The sequence below is a fragment of the Streptomyces sp. NBC_00209 genome (assembly GCF_045206345.1).
GTDB lineage: Bacteria > Actinomycetota > Actinomycetes > Streptomycetales > Streptomycetaceae > Streptomyces.
The window spans coordinates 5,183,278-5,201,372 of the sequence record NZ_CP108121.1; the positions used below are offsets into that span (position 1 = coordinate 5,183,278).

Annotated in this window: 14 protein-coding genes; 8 read left to right on the forward strand and 6 right to left on the reverse strand. The window is 72.3% G+C overall.

Features of this window, described 5'->3' with window-relative positions:
• Positions 1-37: 37 nt before the first annotated feature.
• Positions 38-3,358, forward strand: a complete 3,321-nt coding sequence (locus OG867_RS23595) for a BTAD domain-containing putative transcriptional regulator (RefSeq protein ID WP_406288203.1) — start codon at positions 38-40, stop codon at positions 3,356-3,358.
• A gap of 2 nt (positions 3,359-3,360) precedes the next feature.
• Here OG867_RS23595 and OG867_RS23600 read toward each other — a convergent pair whose 3' ends face one another.
• The 3 genes from OG867_RS23600 to panB form a co-directional block, all read right to left on the reverse strand.
• Entirely contained in the window at positions 3,361-4,218 is an 858-nt protein-coding gene (locus OG867_RS23600; RefSeq protein WP_406288205.1) for an ABC transporter permease, read from the reverse strand.
• Positions 4,215-5,225, reverse strand: coding sequence for an ATP-binding cassette domain-containing protein (locus OG867_RS23605; RefSeq protein WP_406288207.1), 1,011 nt, complete (start codon positions 5,223-5,225; stop codon positions 4,215-4,217). The genes OG867_RS23600 and OG867_RS23605 overlap by 4 nt, the downstream gene beginning before the upstream one ends.
• 317 nt (positions 5,226-5,542) lie before the next feature.
• Positions 5,543-6,427, reverse strand: a complete 885-nt coding sequence (gene panB / locus OG867_RS23610; RefSeq protein ID WP_328899907.1) for a 3-methyl-2-oxobutanoate hydroxymethyltransferase — start codon at positions 6,425-6,427, stop codon at positions 5,543-5,545.
• Positions 6,428-6,595: 168 nt separating this feature from the next.
• Here panB and OG867_RS23615 point away from each other — a divergent pair, with 168 nt between their 5' ends.
• From OG867_RS23615 to OG867_RS23630, 4 genes are all read left to right on the forward strand, one after another.
• Positions 6,596-8,200: an MFS transporter gene (locus OG867_RS23615; RefSeq protein WP_406288209.1), complete on the forward strand. Its 1,605-nt coding sequence runs from the start codon at positions 6,596-6,598 to the stop codon at positions 8,198-8,200.
• 114 nt (positions 8,201-8,314) lie between these two features.
• Positions 8,315-8,977: a TetR/AcrR family transcriptional regulator gene (locus OG867_RS23620; RefSeq protein ID WP_328899905.1), complete on the forward strand. Its 663-nt coding sequence runs from the start codon at positions 8,315-8,317 to the stop codon at positions 8,975-8,977.
• Positions 8,978-9,143: 166 nt separating this feature from the next.
• Positions 9,144-10,172: an endonuclease/exonuclease/phosphatase family protein gene (locus tag OG867_RS23625; protein ID WP_406288211.1), complete on the forward strand. Its 1,029-nt coding sequence runs from the start codon at positions 9,144-9,146 to the stop codon at positions 10,170-10,172.
• Between the two features lie 230 nt (positions 10,173-10,402).
• Positions 10,403-11,650: an MFS transporter gene (locus OG867_RS23630; protein ID WP_406288213.1), complete on the forward strand. Its 1,248-nt coding sequence runs from the start codon at positions 10,403-10,405 to the stop codon at positions 11,648-11,650.
• A gap of 165 nt (positions 11,651-11,815) precedes the next feature.
• Here the strand turns inward: OG867_RS23630 and OG867_RS23635 are convergent, their stop codons facing one another.
• Positions 11,816-13,570 (reverse strand): NAD+ synthase, encoded by a 1,755-nt coding sequence (locus OG867_RS23635; RefSeq protein WP_406288215.1) that lies wholly within the window; start codon positions 13,568-13,570, stop codon positions 11,816-11,818.
• Positions 13,571-13,700: 130 nt separating this feature from the next.
• Here OG867_RS23635 and OG867_RS23640 point away from each other — a divergent pair, with 130 nt between their 5' ends.
• The 3 genes from OG867_RS23640 to OG867_RS23650 all read left to right on the forward strand — a co-directional run bounded on the left by OG867_RS23640 (position 13,701) and on the right by OG867_RS23650 (position 16,656).
• The gene (locus OG867_RS23640) at positions 13,701-14,144 is read left to right on the forward strand and encodes an ATP-binding protein (RefSeq protein WP_406288217.1); all 444 of its coding nucleotides are present in this window, start codon (positions 13,701-13,703) and stop codon (positions 14,142-14,144) included.
• A gap of 135 nt (positions 14,145-14,279) precedes the next feature.
• Positions 14,280-14,633, forward strand: a complete 354-nt coding sequence (locus tag OG867_RS23645) for a PRC-barrel domain-containing protein (protein WP_406288219.1) — start codon at positions 14,280-14,282, stop codon at positions 14,631-14,633.
• Positions 14,634-14,760: 127 nt separating this feature from the next.
• Positions 14,761-16,656 (forward strand): hypothetical protein, encoded by a 1,896-nt coding sequence (locus OG867_RS23650; RefSeq protein ID WP_406288221.1) that lies wholly within the window; start codon positions 14,761-14,763, stop codon positions 16,654-16,656.
• 3 nt (positions 16,657-16,659) lie between these two features.
• Here OG867_RS23650 and OG867_RS23655 read toward each other — a convergent pair whose 3' ends face one another.
• Both OG867_RS23655 and OG867_RS23660 read right to left on the reverse strand, forming a co-directional pair.
• Positions 16,660-17,088 (reverse strand): ATP-binding protein, encoded by a 429-nt coding sequence (locus OG867_RS23655; RefSeq protein ID WP_328899898.1) that lies wholly within the window; start codon positions 17,086-17,088, stop codon positions 16,660-16,662.
• 133 nt (positions 17,089-17,221) lie between these two features.
• Positions 17,222-17,905, reverse strand: coding sequence for a DUF3105 domain-containing protein (locus OG867_RS23660; RefSeq protein WP_406288224.1), 684 nt, complete (start codon positions 17,903-17,905; stop codon positions 17,222-17,224).
• Positions 17,906-18,095 lie beyond the last annotated feature (190 nt).

The following is an 18,095-nucleotide window of genomic DNA, read 5'->3' on the forward strand; positions in this document are numbered from 1 at the left end:
TGTGCGGACACCGGGGCGGGTCGCGGAGAATGGGCGCGTGCGCTACGGCATCCTCGGTACGACCCAGGCACTCCGCGACGACGGCACGGCCCTCTCCGTCGGCGGGGCGCGGCTGCGCGCGCTGCTCACCGTGCTGGCGCTGCGGCCCGGCCGGACGGTCCCGGTCGCCGTGCTCGTGGACGAGGTGTGGGACGGCGAACCGCCCGCCGACGCGGCCGGCGCCCTCCAGGCCCTGGTCGGCCGGCTGCGGCGGGCCATCGGGCACGACGCCGTCACCTCGGCGGAGAGCGGCTACCGGCTGGCCGTCGAGCCGGAGGCCGTCGACCTCTTCCGCTTCGAACGGCTCGCCGGCGAAGGCGCGCGGGCCCTCGCGGAGGGCGACCCGGCCCGGGCCGCGGCCCTCCTGGGCGACGCCCTCGCCCTCTGGCGGGGCCCCGCCCTCGCCGACCTCCCCGACCGGCACGCCGCCGCCGCGCGCTGGACCGCCCGCCGGCTCGACGCCCGCCGGGACCGGCTCGCCGCGGAGCTGGCGCTCGGCCGGGCCACCGAGGTGCTGCCGGAGCTGACCGCGCTCTGCGGCGAACACCCCCTGGACGAACCCCTCCAGGCGCTCCGCCTGCGCGCCCTGCGCGACGCCGGGCGCACCGCCCAGGCCCTGGCCGCGTACGACGAGGTCCGCACCCTCCTCGCCGACCGCCTCGGCACCGACCCGGGTCCCGAGCTGACCGGCCTGTACGGGGAGTTGCTGCGGCAGGAGCCCCCGGCCCCCGCGAAGGCCCCCGCCCCCCTGGGCAACCTCCGGGCCCGGCTCACCAGCTTCGTCGGCCGGGAGCACGAGATGGAGGCCCTGCGCGGCGACCTCTCCCGGGGCCGGCTCGTCACCCTGCTCGGCCCCGGCGGCGCCGGCAAGACCCGGCTCTCGCAGGAGGTCGCGGACACCGTCGACGCCGGCACCTGGCCGGACGGCATCTGGCTCGCCGAACTGGCCCCCGTGGACGACCCGGAGGCCGTGCCGGAGGCGGTGCTCGCCGCGCTCGGGGCCCGGGAGACCGTGCTGAGCGGGGCCGGCTCCGGGGAGCTCCGGGCCGCCGAACGGGCCTCCGGCGACGAGCGCGCGGCCGGTGAGTCGCTGGCCCGGCTCACCGAGTACTGCTCCCGCCGCCGCATGCTGCTCCTCCTCGACAACTGCGAGCACGTCATCGAGGCCGCCGCCGCCCTCGCCGACCATCTGCTGGCCCGCTGCCCCCGGCTCACCGTCCTCGCGACCAGCCGGGAACCCCTCGGCGTGCCCGGCGAGGCGGTCCGGCCGGTCGACCCGCTGCCGGACCCGACCGCGCTGCGGCTGCTGGCGGAGCGCGGCGCCGCCGCCCGCCCCGGCTTCCGGGTGGACGCGGACGAGGCGACGGCGGCGGCCACCGCCGAGATCTGCCGCCGCCTGGACGGCCTGCCGCTCGCCATCGAGCTCGCCGCGGCCCGGCTGCGGATGCTCACGCCGCAGCAGATCGCGGACCGGCTGGACGACCGCTTCCGCCTGCTGACCAGCGGCAGCCGGACCGTGCTGCCCCGCCAGCAGACCCTCCGCGCCGTCGTGGACTGGTCCTGGGAGCTGCTGGACGACGACGAGCGCGTCGCCCTGCGCCGCCTGTCCGTCTTCGCCGGCGGCTGCACCCTGGAGGCCGCCGAGGCCGTCTGCGCGGACGGGACCGGCGGGGCGGACGACGCCGCCCGCCTCCTGGGCTCCCTCGTCGACAAGTCCCTCGTGGTGGCCGCCCCCGCGGAGGACGGCCAGATGCGCTACCGGCTCCTGGAGACCGTCGGCGAGTACGCGGCGGAGCGGCTTGAGGAGTCGGGCGAGCGGGATGCCGTCGAACACCGGCACCTCGTGTTCTACCGCGAGCTGGCCCGTACGACCGACCCCTTGCTGCGCGGCTCCGGACAGCTCGCCGCCATCCGGCTCCTCCAGCGCGAGTACGAGAACCTGCGCACCGCCCTGCGCCACGCCGTCGCCGCCCGCGACGAGCAGGAGGCGCTGTGCATGGTGCTGTCGCTCTCCTGGTACTGGCAGATCCGCAATCTGCGCGGCGACGCCCTGCACTGGGCCGACGCGGCCGCGTCCCTCGGCCCCGACCCGTTCGCGGAGCCCGTACAGCCCGCTCCGTCCATCCACGACCGCTGCACCGACGCGCCCCCGCCCATGCGCCAGGAGCTGCTGGAGGAGGCGCGGCGGCAGGTCACCCTGGTGCAGCTGGTCAGCATGGACCACGCCATGGACGAGTGGACGAACGAGGCCAGCATGGCCCGGCTGCGCGCCATCGTCGCCACCTACCGGGCCGGCCAGCCGCAGACCTGCCGCAGCCCCGCCTCGCTCTGGTTCTACGCCGTGATGCTCACCGGCGGCGTCTCCGACCTGCGCCACCTGCTGGACGAAACGGTGCGCGGCGCGCGGGAGTTCGGTTACGAGTGGGAGCTGGCCGCCGCCCTCCAGATGCGGGCCAATGTGCTGGCCAACCGCCCGGACTGGGCCGGTGAGGCCCATCGGGACGCGGACGAGAGCCTGGCGGTCTTCAGCCGGCTCGGCGACGACTGGGGGATGGCCGAGGCGCTCTCCTCGCGCGGCGAGGCCAACGAGAAGCAGGGCGACTACGTGCGAGCGGCCGAGGACTTCCAGGCCGCCATCCGCTCGGCCGAGAGGCTGGGCGCCCTGGCCCAGGTCGCCGTGCTCCGCATCCGCCACGCCTCCGTGCTCACCGAGCTCGGCCGGGGCGAGGAGGGCGAGGCGGTCATGCGCGAGGTGCTGGCCGACGAGCAGCAGACCGGCCACGAGGCCAGGCCGGCGGCCCGGCTCTTCCTCGCGATGTGGCTGGGCCGGGACGGCCGGACCGCCGAGGCGCGCGAGCAGTTCACCCGCCTCCAGGAGGAGTTCGCGTCCGAGACCATGGCGGTGTTCGAGGGCTTCGTCCTCGGCGGCCTGGCCTGGCTGGACAACCAGGACGGCGAGTACGCCCGCGCCCTGGAGCGGAGCCGGCGGTCCCTCAAGGGCGTACGGGACCCGCTGACGCAGATGGTCGCGCCGCAGATGGCGGTGATCAATCTGGTCATCGTGGCCTGGGCGCTCGGCGGGCTCGGGGGCGAGGAGCGGGCCGGAATCGCGGCCCGGCTGCTGGGCGCCGGCCGGGCGCACCTGCCCAAGGGCCACTTCATGAACGCGATGGAACGCGAGAACGTCGCCCGCGCCGAGGCGCTGGTCCGGGGCCGGCTCGGGGACGCCGCCTACGAGGCCGCGTACGCCGAGGGCGGCGGCCTCTCCCTGGAGGAGGCCGCCGCCCTAGTGGACGCGGATCTCGGGCAGAACCCGTAACGTCAGGACTTCTTGCGGAACTTGGAGACCGCGAGCGGAGCCACGGCCCCCGTGATGACCACGGCCCAGCCGAGCGTCAGCCAGACCGAGTGGCCGAGCGGGGTGCCCGCCATGAGGCCGCGCGCCGCGTCCGCCAGATTCGACAGCGGGTTGTAGTCGGTGAAGGTCTGGAGCCAGCCCGGCATCGTCGTCGGCGGGGCGAAGATCGAGGAACCGAACTGGAGCGGCATCATGACCAGCATCCCCATTCCCTGAACCGCCTGGGACGTCTTCATGGACAGGCCGAGCAGGATGAAGATCCACATGATCGCGGCGCCGAACGCGGCCGACAGGGCGATCGCCGCGATCAGGCCGAGCACGGAGCCGTGGAGCTGCATGCCGAGGGCGAAGCCCATGGCCAGCAGGATGAGCGTGGCGACCATCATCCGGCCGAGCTCGACCACGATCTTGGCGACGAGCACCGAGGAGCGCGCGATCGGCATCGTACGGAAGCGGTCCATGACCCCCTTGCGGAAGTCGTCGTTGACACCCATGCCCACGGCCATGGCGATGTTCATGCCCATCATCGCCATCAGGCCCGGGATCAGGTAGTTCAGGTACTCCTGCCGGCCGCCGCCCATGCTGCCGCCGACCGAGCCGCCGAAGACGTACACGAACAGCAGCACGAAGATGACGGGCATCAGCAGCGCGTCGAACATCGACTCCGGATCCTTCTTGATCTGGAGCAGGTTGCGCCGCACCAGGGCCCCGATGTGGCGCAGGTTGTTCCGCAGTCCGATGCCGCCCTCGTCGTGGAGCTTGGCGGTCGGCGCGGAGACGGGCGTGTCGGTGGGGGTGGGCGTCAGAGTCGTCGTGCTCATGCCGCGACCTCCTCGGGAGTCGTGTCGGTGACGGTGGCCTTGTCGCCGGTGATGGCGAGGAACACCTCGTCCAGGCTGGGCAGCGCGGTGGCGACGTGGGCCAGCGAGAAGCCCCGGGTGCCGAGCAGCCCGATGACGGCGGTCAGCTGCTCGTCGCTGAGGATCGGTACGTAGAGCAGGCCCTCGTCCGGGACCGCCTGCGCGCCCGCGACACCGTCGAGACCGGTCTCCCGCAGCGCCTGGGCCATCGGGGCCAGCTCGGCCGGGTCCGAGGGGCGGATCTGCAGGGTGCGGCCGCCGACCTTGGCCTTGAGCTCGTTCACACCGCCGCGGGCGATGATCCGCCCCTTGTCGATGACCGTCAGCTCGTTGGCCAGCTGCTCGGCCTCTTCCATGTACTGGGTGGTGAGGAGCACGGTCGCCCCCTCCGCGACCATGCGCTGCACCTCGTCCCAGACCTCGTTGCGGGTCCGGGGGTCGAGCCCCGTCGTGGGCTCGTCCAGGTAGAGGACGGCCGGGCTGCCGATCATGGAGGCGGCCAGGTCGAGCCGGCGGCGCATCCCGCCGGAGTACTCCATCGCGGCCTTCTTCGCCGCGTCGGTGAGCGAGAAGCGCTCCAGCAGCTCGTCGGCCCGGTCCCGCGCCTTCTTGCGGGGCAGGTCGAGCAGCCGCCCGATCATGTAGAGGTTCTCCCAGCCGGAGAGTTTCTCGTCGACCGAGGCGTACTGGCCGGTGAGGCCGATGGTGCGGCGCAGTGCGCGGGGCTGCTTCACCACGTCGAAGCCGGCGACGACCGCGGTCCCGGCGTCGGGCGTGATGAGCGTGGAGAGGCAGCGTACGAGGGTGGTCTTGCCGGCGCCGTTGGGGCCGAGCACGCCGAGGACGGTGCCCTCGCGCACATCGAGGTCCACGCCGTCCAGGGCCTTGGTCTCGCCGTAGTGCTTGACCAGTCCCCGCACCTCTACGGCGTTCCCGCCGTGCTGGGGGTTCTTGTCGATTCGCGTCATGCCGACTATCAGACCAGCCGCCACCGACAGGCCGCCGACAGCCTGCCGACAGCCCGCTCGCACCCACCGACAACGGCCGACAGCCCGCCGATGGGGGAAGTCGGCGGGCTGTCGTCGTTACCGGTGGTGGTCGTTGGGGGCTTAGGGCCTTTCCTTTGGATCATGCCGGGCTCGCGGGCTCTGGCACCGCACCTCGCGGCGTTGTCGTCAATCACCAACGCTCCGCGTTGCCTCAATCCTCCGCCTTGCGATGCACGGCACCAGAGCCCGCTCCCTGATCCGACCTGACCCAAAGGACTGGCCCTACCCCCGCGGTCTCAGTGGAAGGTGTGCTCCGGGGCCGGGAACGTGCCGCCGACGACCTCCTCCGCGTACGCCTTTGCGGCGTCGCCGAGGATCTGCCGCAGGTCGGCGTACTGCTTGGTGAAGCGCGGGACCTTGCCGCCGGTCAGCCCGACCATGTCGGTGTAGACCAGCACCTGCGCGTCGGTCTCCGGACCGGCGCCGATCCCGATGGTCGGGATGTGCAGGGTGCGGGTGACCTCGGCGGCCAGCTCGGCCGGTACGAGTTCCAGGACGACGGCGAAGGCGCCCGCGTCCTGCACGGCCTTGGCGTCGCGCAGCATCTGCTGGGCGGCCTCCTCGCCCCGGCCCTGGACCCGGTAGCCCATCGCGTTGACGGACTGCGGGGTCAGGCCGATGTGGGCCATGACCGGGATTCCGGCGTCGACCAGCAGCTTGATCTGCTCGTGGCTGCGCTCGCCGCCCTCCAGCTTGACCGCGCCGACACCGGACTCCTTGATGAGCCGGGTGGCGTTGCGCAGGGCCTGGACCGGGCTCTCCTGGTACGCCCCGAAGGGGAGGTCGGCGACGATCAGGGCGCGCTTGGTGCCCCGGACGACGGCGGCGGACAGGATGGCGATCTCGTCCATCGTGACGGGCACGGTGGTCTCGTAGCCGAGGTGGCAGTTGCCCATGGAGTCGCCGACGAGCATGACCGGGATGCCGGCCTCGTCGAAGACGGACGCGGTCATCGCGTCGTAGGCGGTGAGCATGGGCCACTTCTCGCCGCGCGCGGTGGCGGCGGCGATGTCGTGGACGGTGACCCGGCGGTTGCTCTTGCCCCCGTACAGCGCCTTGCTGCTGTCGGAGGGGTTGCCCGCGGGGGTGGCGGACTGGTTCTGCGCAGCCTGAAGCGACATGGCAGGTGGCTCCTTCGTCATCTCGAGGCGCCCTGACGGCGTCCCCGGACCGCTTCCATGGTGGCATCCCGGAGCCGGTCGCGGGAAGTGGGCCGCGCGGCTGGGCCCTCGGTAAAGAATTTACAATACGAGACGGTCTCGTATCGCAATGCGTCTAGGCTGCTCCTCATGTCCACACCCTCCGGCGCTCCCGCCGTGTCCCGCATACCGGAGGCGGTCCACCGCCGCCGCTGGGCGATTCTCGTGGTCCTGATGTTCAGCCTGCTCATCGTGGTGCTGGACAACTCGATCCTGAACGTCGCCGTCAAGACGATCGCCTCCCCTTCGCCCACGGGTATCGGCGCCACCCAGAGCGAGCTGGAGTGGGCGATCAACTCCTACACGCTCGTCTTCGCCGGCCTGCTCTTCACCGCCGGCCTGCTGGGCGACCGCCTCGGCCGCAAGAAGGTCCTGCTCTTCGGCATCACCCTCTTCGGCATCGGCTCCGCCCTCGCCGCCCTGTCCGACACGCCCGGCCAGCTCATCACCTGGCGCGCCCTGATGGGCTTCGGCGCCGCCTTCGTCATGCCGGCCACGCTCGCCGTCCTGATGAACGTCTTCGAGCGCGACGAGCAGCCCAAGGCGATCGGCATCTGGGCCGGCAGCGTCGGCCTCGGCATCGCGATCGGCCCGATCACCGGCGGCCTGCTCCTCGAACACTTCTGGTGGGGCTCGATCTTCCTGGTCAACGTCCCCGTGGTGATCATCGCCCTGGTCGCTATGGCCCTGCTGGTGCCGGACTCGAAGGACCCGCGCCCCGGCCGGCTCGACCCGGTCGGCGTGGCGCTCTCCATCATCGGCCTGGTGCTGCTCGTGTACGGCATCATCCGGGGCGGCGAGCTCGCCGACTTCACCGACGTCACCGTCCTCCTCCCGGTCATCGGGGGCCTCGCCGTCCTCGTGGTCTTCGTCCTCCACGAGAAGCGCAGCGCCAGCCCGGCGATCGACGTCTCGTACTTCAAGAAGCCCGCGTTCTCCGCCGCCGTCGCCGCGATCGCCCTGGTCTTCTTCGCGCTGATGGGCGTCACCTTCTTCTCCGCCTTCTACATGCAGAGCGTTCGCGGCTGGAGCGCCCTCCAGTCCGGGCTGCTGATCCTGCCGCTGGCCGTGGCCCAGATGCTCTTCGCGCCCCGCGCCCGGATCGTCGTCGCCCGCTTTGGCGCCCGCGCCGTCTGCACGGCGGGCATGCTGGCCGTCGCCCTCGGCCTGGCCGCCTTCGCCTTCTTCGACGCCGACACGCCCGTCTGGATCATGTGCGTGGTCTTCTTCGTCCAGGGCACCGGCATGGCCCACGTCATGCCGCCGGTCACCGTCGCCGTGATGCAGGCCCTGCCGCGCGAGAAGGCCGGCTCCGGCTCGGCCGTCAACAACACGTTCCGCCAGGTCGGCGGCGCGCTCGGGATCGCCGTGCTCGGCTCGGTGCTGTCCACCGTCTACCGGGGCGACATCGAGAACCACCTCGGCGCGCTGCCCGCCGGGGCCCGGGACGCGGCGGGGGAGTCCATCGAGGCGACCCTCGCCATCGCGGAGAAGCTGGGCCCCAAGGGCGCCCCGCTGGTCACCGCCGCGCACGACGCCTTCATGAGCGCCATGCACGTCACGGCCCTCGGCTCGGCCGCCGTCGCCCTCGTCGGCACGCTCGTCGTCGCGCTGTGGCTGCCGGGCCGCGAGCCGGCCGCGCCCCAGGCCGTACGCGAGGAGGAGCGCCCCGCCCCGGCGGGCGCCGAACGATGACGTCCGGTTGAACCTTCCGGGTGAACCGGGCCGTTTCACGCGGCCCGGTTCACCCGTAGGGACCGGCCCTCTTCCGCGTCGGCGAGAATCGGGGGCGGCGAAAGGTGGTTTCACGTGCAGGCTCAGGCACCGGACGAGCGGTCCGGCGAGGTTCCCGGCCCCCCGGGACCCGGGGACGACTCCGAGCCGCGCCGGGGACGGCCGCGCAGTGCCGCGGCCGAGGCGGCCATCCTGGACGCCGTCGTGGAACTGCTGGAGGCCGGTGAACCCCTCGCCGCGCTCTCCATCGAGCGCATCGCCCGCACCGCCGGGGTCGGCAAGGCCACCATCTACCGGCGCTGGGCCGGCAAGGAGGAGCTCTTCGTCGACGTGCTCCGCGCCATCGAGCCCCCGGAACCCGAGGTCTCCGGCACCGGCGGCCTGGGCGACCTGCGCGTCCTGCTGGAGTCGATGCGCAAACGCGGCCTCGCCCAGCGCTCCTCCGTACTGCTGCACAACGTGTTCGCGCAGATGAAGAGCCACCCCAAGCTCTGGCACGAGTACCAGTGCACCGTGATCGCCCCCCGCCGCCTCGCCATGGTCGCCGCCGTCCGGCGCGCCGTCGAGGCGGGCGAGCTGCGGGACGACACGGACGTGGAGCTGATGGACGACCTGTTCCTGGGCCCCATGCTCGTACGCACCATCCACCGGCCCGACGCGCCGCTGCCGGCGGATCTCGCCGACCGCATCATCGCCCTGGCGATGGAGGGTCTGGCGCCCCGGCACGGACGGATGTGATCGTTACGTCACAGAGCACCGTGATTCCCCGCTCCTCCGGAACTGCCGGAGCCGCCTCCCACGTCCTCGTGGCAGTACGACCGCCACGGGCGGCATGAAAGGCATCGCGCATCCCCTAGGGTCGGGGGCGCGGCGATGTGTACGGCAAGGCAGTGAGGACAGCGCGATGGTGCAGGCGTACAGGGCGGACACCGGGAACGGCGTGGGACCGCAGCGCTCCGGCTCCCGCTTCCGGGACCTGCGCGACAGATTCGTCCGGCGGCTGAGGGACCGGGGCACCTGGCGGCGCGGGATCGTGCTGGCCTGCTGCTCGCTCCTGCTGACCTTCGTGATGGCCTTCCATGCCCAGATCCCGAACACCATCGGCAACCTGGGCAGCCTCTCCGAGACGTTCCTGCCGTGGATCGGCGTGTTCTTCCCGGTGCTGCTCGTGCTCGGCCTGGTGCGCCGCTCGGGCACCGCGCTGGTGGCGCTGGTGCTGCCGGTCGTGGTCTGGCTCAACATCTTCGGCGGCCTGTTCACGGACAAGTCCGGCACCGGCGGCGATCTCACGGTCGCCACGCACAACGTCAACGCGGACAACCCCGACCCGGCCGCCACGGCCGACCAGGTCGCGGGCTCCGGCGCGGACGTCGTCGCCCTCCAGGAGCTGCCGGCCGGCAAGGTGGCGGCGTACGAGAAGGCGCTCGCCGGGCGCTTCCGGTACCACTCGGTGCAGGGCACCGTGGGCCTCTGGAGCAAGTACCCGCTGAGCGACACCCGCCCGGTGGACCTCAAGATGGGCTGGGTCCGCGCGATGCGGACCACCGTCGCGACGCCCGAGGGCCCCCTCGCGGTCTACGTGGCGCACCTGCCGTCCGTACGCGTCAAGCTCCACGCCGGCTTCACCGCCAACCAGCGCGACCAGAGCGCCGACGCCCTCGGCAAGGCCATCTCCCGCGAACCGCTCACCCGCGTCGCCCTCCTCGGCGACCTCAACGGCACGATGAACGACCGCGCGCTCAAGGCCGTCACCTCGCAGATGCGCTCCACGCAGGGCGCGGCCGGTGACGGCTTCGGGTTCAGCTGGCCCGCGAAGTTCCCGATGGCCCGGATCGACCAGATCATGGTCAAGGGCGTCGAACCGATGTCCTCCTGGACGCTCCCGGCCACCGGCAGCGACCACCTCCCGATCGCCGCCCGCGTCAAACTCTGACGCAACGAGCCGTTTACCGGAAAGCACCCGTCCTCTGAGAGACTTTGTTCCGTACGGGAACAAGGTCACCGGCGACGAGGCCGGTCCGCCGCCGTGCGCCCCGCCGACCGGCGGACCGCGCGGGCGTGCGTACGACCACGTCCCCTCCCGCTCCCTCCGCGTGTCCGCGGACCCCGACCGGGTCCCGCCGGGCTGCGGCGGGGGGCCCTGAAGCGGAAAGGTCTCTCCTCATGCCCCTGGCCCTGCTCGCGCTGGCCGTGAGCGCCTTCGGCATCGGCACCACCGAGTTCGTGATGATGGGCCTGCTGCCCGATGTCGCGGACGACCTCGGCACCTCCGTCCCCACCGCCGGCTACCTCGTGTCGGCGTACGCGATCGGTGTGGTGATCGGCGCCCCGCTGCTCACCGCCGTCGGCTCCCGTATCCCGCGCAAGCGGATGCTGCTGCTCCTGATGGCCCTCTTCACCGTCGGCAACCTGGCCTCCGCGCTCGCCCCCGACTTCGGCTGGCTGATCGCGGGCCGCCTGCTGGCCGGTCTGCCGCACGGCGCGTTCTTCGGCGTCGGGGCCGTCGTCGCCTCCCGGCTCGTGCCCGAGGGGCGCCGGGCGCGGGCCGTCGCGACGATGTTCCTCGGCCTGACGGTCGCCAACATCGTCGGTGTACCGGCCGCGACCCTGCTCGGCCAGCACCTCGGCTGGCGGGCCACGTTCCTGGTCGTCGCGGCCATCGGAGTCTGCGCGATGGCCGCCCTCGCCCGGCTGGTCCCGCAGATCCCCGTCGAGGCGCGGCAGAACGTGCGCCACGAGCTGCGGGCGCTCGGCAACCGGCAGGTCCTGCTCGGACTCCTCACCGCCGTCTTCGGCTTCGCCGGCGTGTTCGCCGTCTACTCCTACCTCTCGGCGATGACCACGAAGGCCATGGGCTTCGGCGAGTCCGCGGTGACGCCGGTGCTCGCGCTCTTCGGCATCGGCATGACCCTGGGCGCGCTGGCCGCCGGCCCGCTCACGGACCGGGCCCTGCGCCCGACGCTGTACGGGTCCCTGGGCGCCCTCGCCGTCGTCCTGGCCGTCTTCCCGCTGGCGGCCCAGGTGAAGTGGGCGGCCCTGCTGATGGTGGTGCTGCTGGGCGCGGTGGGCTTCATGACGACCACGCCGCTCCAGATGCTGGTGATGAACAAGGCGAAGGACGCCCCCACCCTCGCCTCCGCCTCCAACCACTCCGCCTTCAACCTGGCCAACGCGGGCGGCGCGTGGCTCGGCGGCGCGGCGATCGCCGCGGGCTGGGGCTGGACGTCCCCGGCCGTCGTGGGCGCGGCCCTGGCCCTGGCGGGCCTGGCCATCGCGGTCATGGCGGGAGCGCTGGACCGGGAGCGCACCACGTCGAAGGTGGTGGCGCGCCAAAACCCGGCCCACGCCGCGCGCAACCCAGCCCGTCCGGCGCTTGAGGACAAGACATCAGCCACAACGAACCGCACCTGACCGCCGGAGCCCAGCCAAAATCAAGCCCGTCCGGCGTTTGAGGACGGACCTGGGCCGGGAACGGCCCGGGGCCGACCGGCGGCGGCCGGCCACATCCAGCCCGTCCGGCGCTTGAGGACAGACCCCCGGCCCCGGACGGGCTCGCGTATCAGAGACCCGCCGGCTTCAGCCGGCCTCGCGCCACCGATTCGTGATCGGCAACCGCCGGTCCTTCCCGAACCCCTTCGGCGAGATCTTCGTCCCCGGCGGATACTGCCGCCGCTTGTACTCCGCCGTATCCACCATCCGCAGCGTCTTCGCCACCAGCGCCCGGTCGAACCCGGCCGCGACGATCGCTTCGAGCCCCTGGTCCCGGTCCACGTACAGCTCAAGGATGCGGTCGAGCACGTCGTAGTCCGGCAGCGAGTCCGTGTCCACCTGACCCGGCCGCAGCTCCGCGCTCGGCGGCTTCGTGATGGACGCCTCCGGGATCGGCGGCGTCTGCCCGCGCTCCTCGGCGGCCCGGTTGCGCCACTTCGCCAGCCGGAACACCGACGTCTTGTACACGTCCTTGATCGGCCCGTACGCCCCGACGGAGTCCCCGTACAGCGTCGAGTACCCGACCGCCAGCTCCGACTTGTTGCCCGGGGCCAGGACGATCTGGCCCTCCTGGTTGGAGATGGCCATCAGCATCGTGCCGCGCAGCCGCGACTGGAGGTTCTCCTCCGCGAGCCCGGTGAGCCCCAGCGAACCCATGTACGCGTCGAACATCGGCTCGATCGGCACGGTCCGGAAGTTGAGCCCGGTACGCCGCGCCAGCTCGGCCGCGTCGCCCTTGGAGTGGTCCGAGGAGTACTTGGACGGCATCGAGACCCCGTACACCTGCTGCGCGCCCAGCGCGTCGCAGGCGATCGCGGCGACGAGCGCCGAGTCGATGCCGCCGGAGAGCCCGATGAGCACGCTGGTGAAGCCGTTCTTCGCGGCGTAGGCCCGCAGGCCCACCACGAGGGCCGTGTACAGCTCCTCGTCGTCGTCCAGCCGGTCCGCGTAACCGCCGGCGAGCTCCGCCTCGTACGGCGGCAGCGGCTCCCCGGAGAGGACCACGTGGTCGATCCGCAGTCCGTCGGCGACCACGCCGGACGGCGCCTCGGCCGGGGCGGCGGGCAGGTCCAGGTCCAGGATCACGCTGCCCTCGGCGAACTGCGGGGCGCGGGCGATGACCTCGCCCTCCCGGTCGACCACGATCGAGTCGCCGTCGAAGACCAGCTCGTCCTGGCCGCCGATCATCGCGAGGTAGGCGGTCGTGCAGCCGGCCTCACGGGCCCGCTTGCGGACCAGTTCCAGCCGGGTGTCGTCCTTGTCCCGCTCGTACGGCGAGGCGTTGACCGACAGCAGCAGCCCGGCCCCGGCGGCGCACGCGGCCGGGACGCGGCCGCCGTCCTGCCACAGGTCCTCGCAGATCGCGAGGGCGACATCGACGCCGTGCACCCGTACGACCGGCATCGAATCGCCCGGCACGAAGTACCGGAACTCGTCGAAGACGCCGTAGTTCGGCAGGTGGTGCTTGGCGAAGTTCAGCGCGATCCCGCCGCGGTGCAGCACCGCGGCGGCGTTGCGCGGGGACCCGGCCGGCTGGCCGTAGCGCTCCGCCGCGAACTCCGAGCGGTCGAGATAGCCGACGAGGACGGGGATCTCCCCGAAGCCCTCCGCGTCGAGGCGGGCGGCGAGCGCGCGCAGCGCCGCCCGCGACGCCTCGACGAAGGACGACCGCAGGGCCAGGTCCTCGACGGGGTAGCCGGTCAGCACCATCTCGGGGAACGCCACCAAGTGGGCGCCCTGTTCGGCGGAGTGCCGGGTCCAGTGGACGATCGCCTCGGCGTTGCCGGCGAGGTCGCCGACGGTCGAGTCGATCTGATTCAGTGCGAGGCGTAGTTGAGGCACGCGCCCCACTGTAATCGTCTGACTGACGCGATGTCTCGGCGGGCCGTGTACGGGCACGCCCCGGGCGGACGGCCGCCACCTCCGTACGGGGTGTGTGAAGGGCGACCCGGCCGGGCACGTGAGGGGAGCCATGCATGATGATCTGAGTGCCGCGGAATTCGGAGAAGGCTCGGACGGTATTCCGGACGGGTTCGGGATCTCCCTTGTGCCGGAGAGCGCAGCGGCGGCGCGCGACGCGGTCACTGAATTGCTGACGACGCAATTCTGCGCACTGGTCGGTGCGGAAATGACCGCCGATGTCGTCGTCGCCGACGCGCTGCTGGTCACGTCGGAGCTGGTGACCAATGCCGTTCTGCACGGAGGGGGCGTCACCGGATTCGCGGCCGAACTCACCGGTGACGGCCTTCGGATCACCGTGTCGGATGCGAGCTCCGACCTGCCCGCCGTCGAGGCGGGTGCCGTCGGCTGGGCGGGCGGCTACGGCTGGACCCTGGTCTGCCGGCTCGCCGAGCGGGTGGCGATCGACGTGGGTCCCCGTGGCAAGTCCATCACGGCGCTGGTCGCCATGGCCTGATCGCCGGCCCGGGCTTTCCGCTGTCCGGGAGGAAGGGCTCGTGAATTTCCCGAGGGGCGATGTGTGAGCGCCGAATGGCCGGGCACGCGGTGGGCCGAGAGGGAATGACGGAAATTCTTATGGGGAGGTTTTTTCATGAATGACAACATGTGGGGTTACGAGCCGACTTCCGGTTACATCGCCGGTGCCGACCTGACCGGATACAAGGTCGAGGCCACGGACGGGAGCATCGGCAAGGTCGACAAGCACTCGGACGAAGTGGGCTCCGCCTACCTAGTCGTCGACACCGGGGTGTGGATCTTCGGCAAGCACGTCCTGCTGCCCGCCGGAACGGTGAGCGGTATCGACGCCGATGAGAAGAAGATCTTCGTCGACCTCACCAAGGACCAGATCAAGGACTCCCCGGAGTTCGACAAGGACAAGCACATCGGCGACTCCGGCTACCACGAGCAGATCGGCGGCTACTACCAGAGCCACCGGCGCCCGTGACCCGGTGCCGTAGCGCGGTGGAAGGGCCCCAGGAGGAGATCCTGGGGCCCTTCGCGCATAGGATGCTCACCCGTTCGATCCCGTTCGGTGCGCGTGTCCGGCGGCGGCCGGGCTCGTTCAGTGAGGTATGAGCGAGCGAGATGAGCCGGTTCTGCCGCGTGCCTCCGACCGACGCGGACCGACGCCTTCGGAGGACCGCATACCCCTTGAACGGGTCGAAGCGGTGCTCGTCGAGCACTATGCGCGGCTGGTACGCCTCGCCTATCTCACCCTCCCGGGCGACCGGGGCCGCCACCGCCGCGTCCTGGACGCGCACCGCGTCGTGCAACGAGCGCTGCCCCGCCTGGCCCGGACGGTCCGCGTGGAGCCCGACGGGGACGTCTACACCTGGCTGCGCACCCGTATCGTCCGCGCGGCACTCGCAGCCGGCACCCTGCACGGCGTGCCGGCCGTCGTCGGTCTCCGCCTCTTCCCGCGCGCCGGCGGGGTGGCCGAACTCGAACTGGACCGCAGCCTGTCGGCGATGACCCCGCCCGCGCGGGCGGCCTACGCACTGCTCGTCCTGGAAGGGCTGCCCGAGGCCGAGGCCGCCCGGGTGACGGACGATCCGGAGGCCGTGCGCAGCGCGTCCGCGCTGCGCGAGCGGCTGGGAGGCGCCGGCGAGCGCGCGCTCACCTCGACCGAGTTCGACCCCTGCGTGGTGCAGACGACCCCGGACGATCTTCTGCGCCGGCGCCGCAACCACCGCCTGGCGGCAGCCGCGGGCACCCTCGCCGCGCTTGCCGGATGCGTCGCGCTGACGGCGCAGCTGATGCGCCCGGCCACCGCCCCCGCCGGCCCGGTGGCCGGGCCGCAGGCCGCTTCCACCGCACTCGATCCCCGTCATCTGGTCCGTACCGACCCGGAGACCTGGGCGGACACCTCCCGCGTCGATCTCACGGCATGGCCCGCCCGGGGAAACCTGGCAGGCGACGAGGGGCTGCTCTCACGGGCCCTGCGGGTGTGGAACCACCCCTCCCCGTCCGTGCGTCGCTCGGTCGCTCCGGGCACGACGGATGAAGGGCCGGCCCGCTCGCCCCAGCTGCTCTACGCGGGGGAGCTGGAGGGACACCGGGTCGTCCTGTTCCACGACGGCCGGCGCACCGTCCGCTACACCGAGCCCGCACGGGGCGGTGCCGGCGGAGCGGCACTGGACATCGCTCGCGCGGACGACTCCGGCGTCACCGACGCCTCGGCGCTCGTACTCGTACGAGGGCCCTCCTCGGCACGCTATCTGCTCGCTCCGTGGATCTCCGAGTCCGGCCTCCGCGATCTGCGCGCGCCCGATCGCTTCCCCGAGCCGCTGCGGGTGGACGGGGGAGTGACCCGGTCCGTCCCCCTCCCCCCGGACAAGGGCTGCGGCGCATGGCCCGCCCTGCAGCTCCGCTCGTCGTCCAGGATCGTGGAGAACCACCGCTTCCTGCTCACCGACCTGGGCGGGATGTTCCCGGCGCATCTCACCTACCAGCCCCTGCCGGGGCACGGGAAGACGCCCCGTGCCGCCGCCCGCCCGGTCGAAGCCACCGGCCCGGACGCTCTTGTGGCGTGGTCCAGGACCTCCTGCACGCTGCCGGGGCTGGAGGCCGGGGTGCGCGCCGTGAACACCTGGGACTTCGCCGGCCAGCGACTGCCCGGTGGCGGCAGCGGCACATGGAGCTGCATGCGGGCCGACACCTGGCAGGGCCCGGGCCAGGTCGTCGTCGGGATGCGGCCCGATGCCGGCCGCGGGCTGCTCGCCGCGGGGGCCGAGCGCGACACCGCGGCCTGCTCCCGCTACGGACAGCACCTCGTGGCATCGGTGATCTACCGCGACAAGGACGGGAACCGCAATCTGCTCGCCGCCGGATCGCGCGGTGTCACGCGGCTGACCGCAGCGGGGAAGACCGCTTCCGGGACCACCCTCGCCGTGCGGAACCCCACGAGCACCGCCGTGGAGGCCCGCACGCGCACGGGCCAGGTGCTCAAGCCACCCGGAACGGCCTGAGGGCTACCAGGTGGTCCGGCCGTGCGGGCTCCGGTCGGGGGTGTCCTGAAGGGCGACCCCGACGCTCAGCCGCTTGCCGACCGGCTCGCGGCGCATCTCGAAGCTCTGGCAGACCAGGAGGACCAGTTCCAGGCCGTGGCTGCCGATGCGCGTGGGATCGGAGGGGGAGGCGGTGGGGAACGCGTCGCCGGAGTCCCACATGGCGATGTTCAGTGTCCCGCCGTCGGATTCGAGGTCCAGGAGGCAGGGCCCCGGCGCGTACTTGCAGACGTTGGTGGCCAGTTCGCTGGCCACCAGCTGGGCGACGTCGACGGCCCGGTCGGACACCTCCCAGGCGCGCAGCACCCGGCCCCGGTGAAGGAAGTCCCGCACGAATTCCCGGACGCGAGCGATCTCGCCGGACGTCATCTCGTACGCGGCGCTTCCGCGCATGAGGTCCGTCCCGCTCCGCGGGCGCGGTGCGACGTCGTTGTGAGCCACTTGCTGTTCCATGCTTCCCCCGTCCGGTCGGCCGCCTCTCGCAGCCTCTGGCCCACTACCCCGGCGCGCCGGTTCCAAGCAGCCGTCAGCCGGCGAGACCGCCCGTGCAGGCGGCGCCCGGCTCGGGGGTCTGCGGGCCCTGCACGTAATGCGCGAAGAACTGCGCCACGCGCGGGTCGTCCGCCCCGTCGACGGTGACCTGCTTGCCCCAGGCGCTCAGCATGATGGCCCCGGCCTGGTCCTTGTAGGGGCTCATGAGCGAGTACGGCGTCTTGGAGACCCGGCCGGCGAGCTTCTGGACGTCGGCGGCGGGGGCGTCGTCGGTGTACGTCACCCAGACCGAACCGTGCTCCAGGGCGTGCACGGCGTTCACGTCGGGAATGGCCTTCTCGTAGACCTCGCCGTCGCAGTTCATCCAGACCGGGTCGTGGTCCCCGCCGACCGGGGGCTTCATGGGGTAGTCGACGGCGTCGGTCACATGGTTGCGGCCGAGCTTCTTCGCGTCCCAGGACTTCTCGCCCTTGATCGGCCCGGTGGCCAGGTTCTCGTCGGTCTCCCCGGCGGAGGGCGTACCGCCCTTCCCGTCGGCGGTCATCGAACTGTCCGGACTGTCGGAGTCCGACTTGTTGAGGATCGTGTACGAACCGAAGGCGACGAGCCCCGCGACGACGACGGCGCTGAGGCTCACGGCCAGGATCCGGTTGCGCCGGTCCCGTGCACGGTCGGCGTCGCGCATCTGCTCTATGCGGGCCCTGCGGTCGTAGCTCATGTCGTGTGTGGTCCTTCTGCGAAGGGGGACGGGGACCGGGCGGCTCCGGGTGGGCGACGGGCGGTTCCCGCCCGTCCACACCACGGGCGCCGATCGTAGTGGGTGGCCGAGTGCTTCATGTCACGTCGGGTGCGTAATCTGGGGGAAATCCGGGGTCGTGATACTGGAGTCTCTCCCCAGCCCCGGGAGG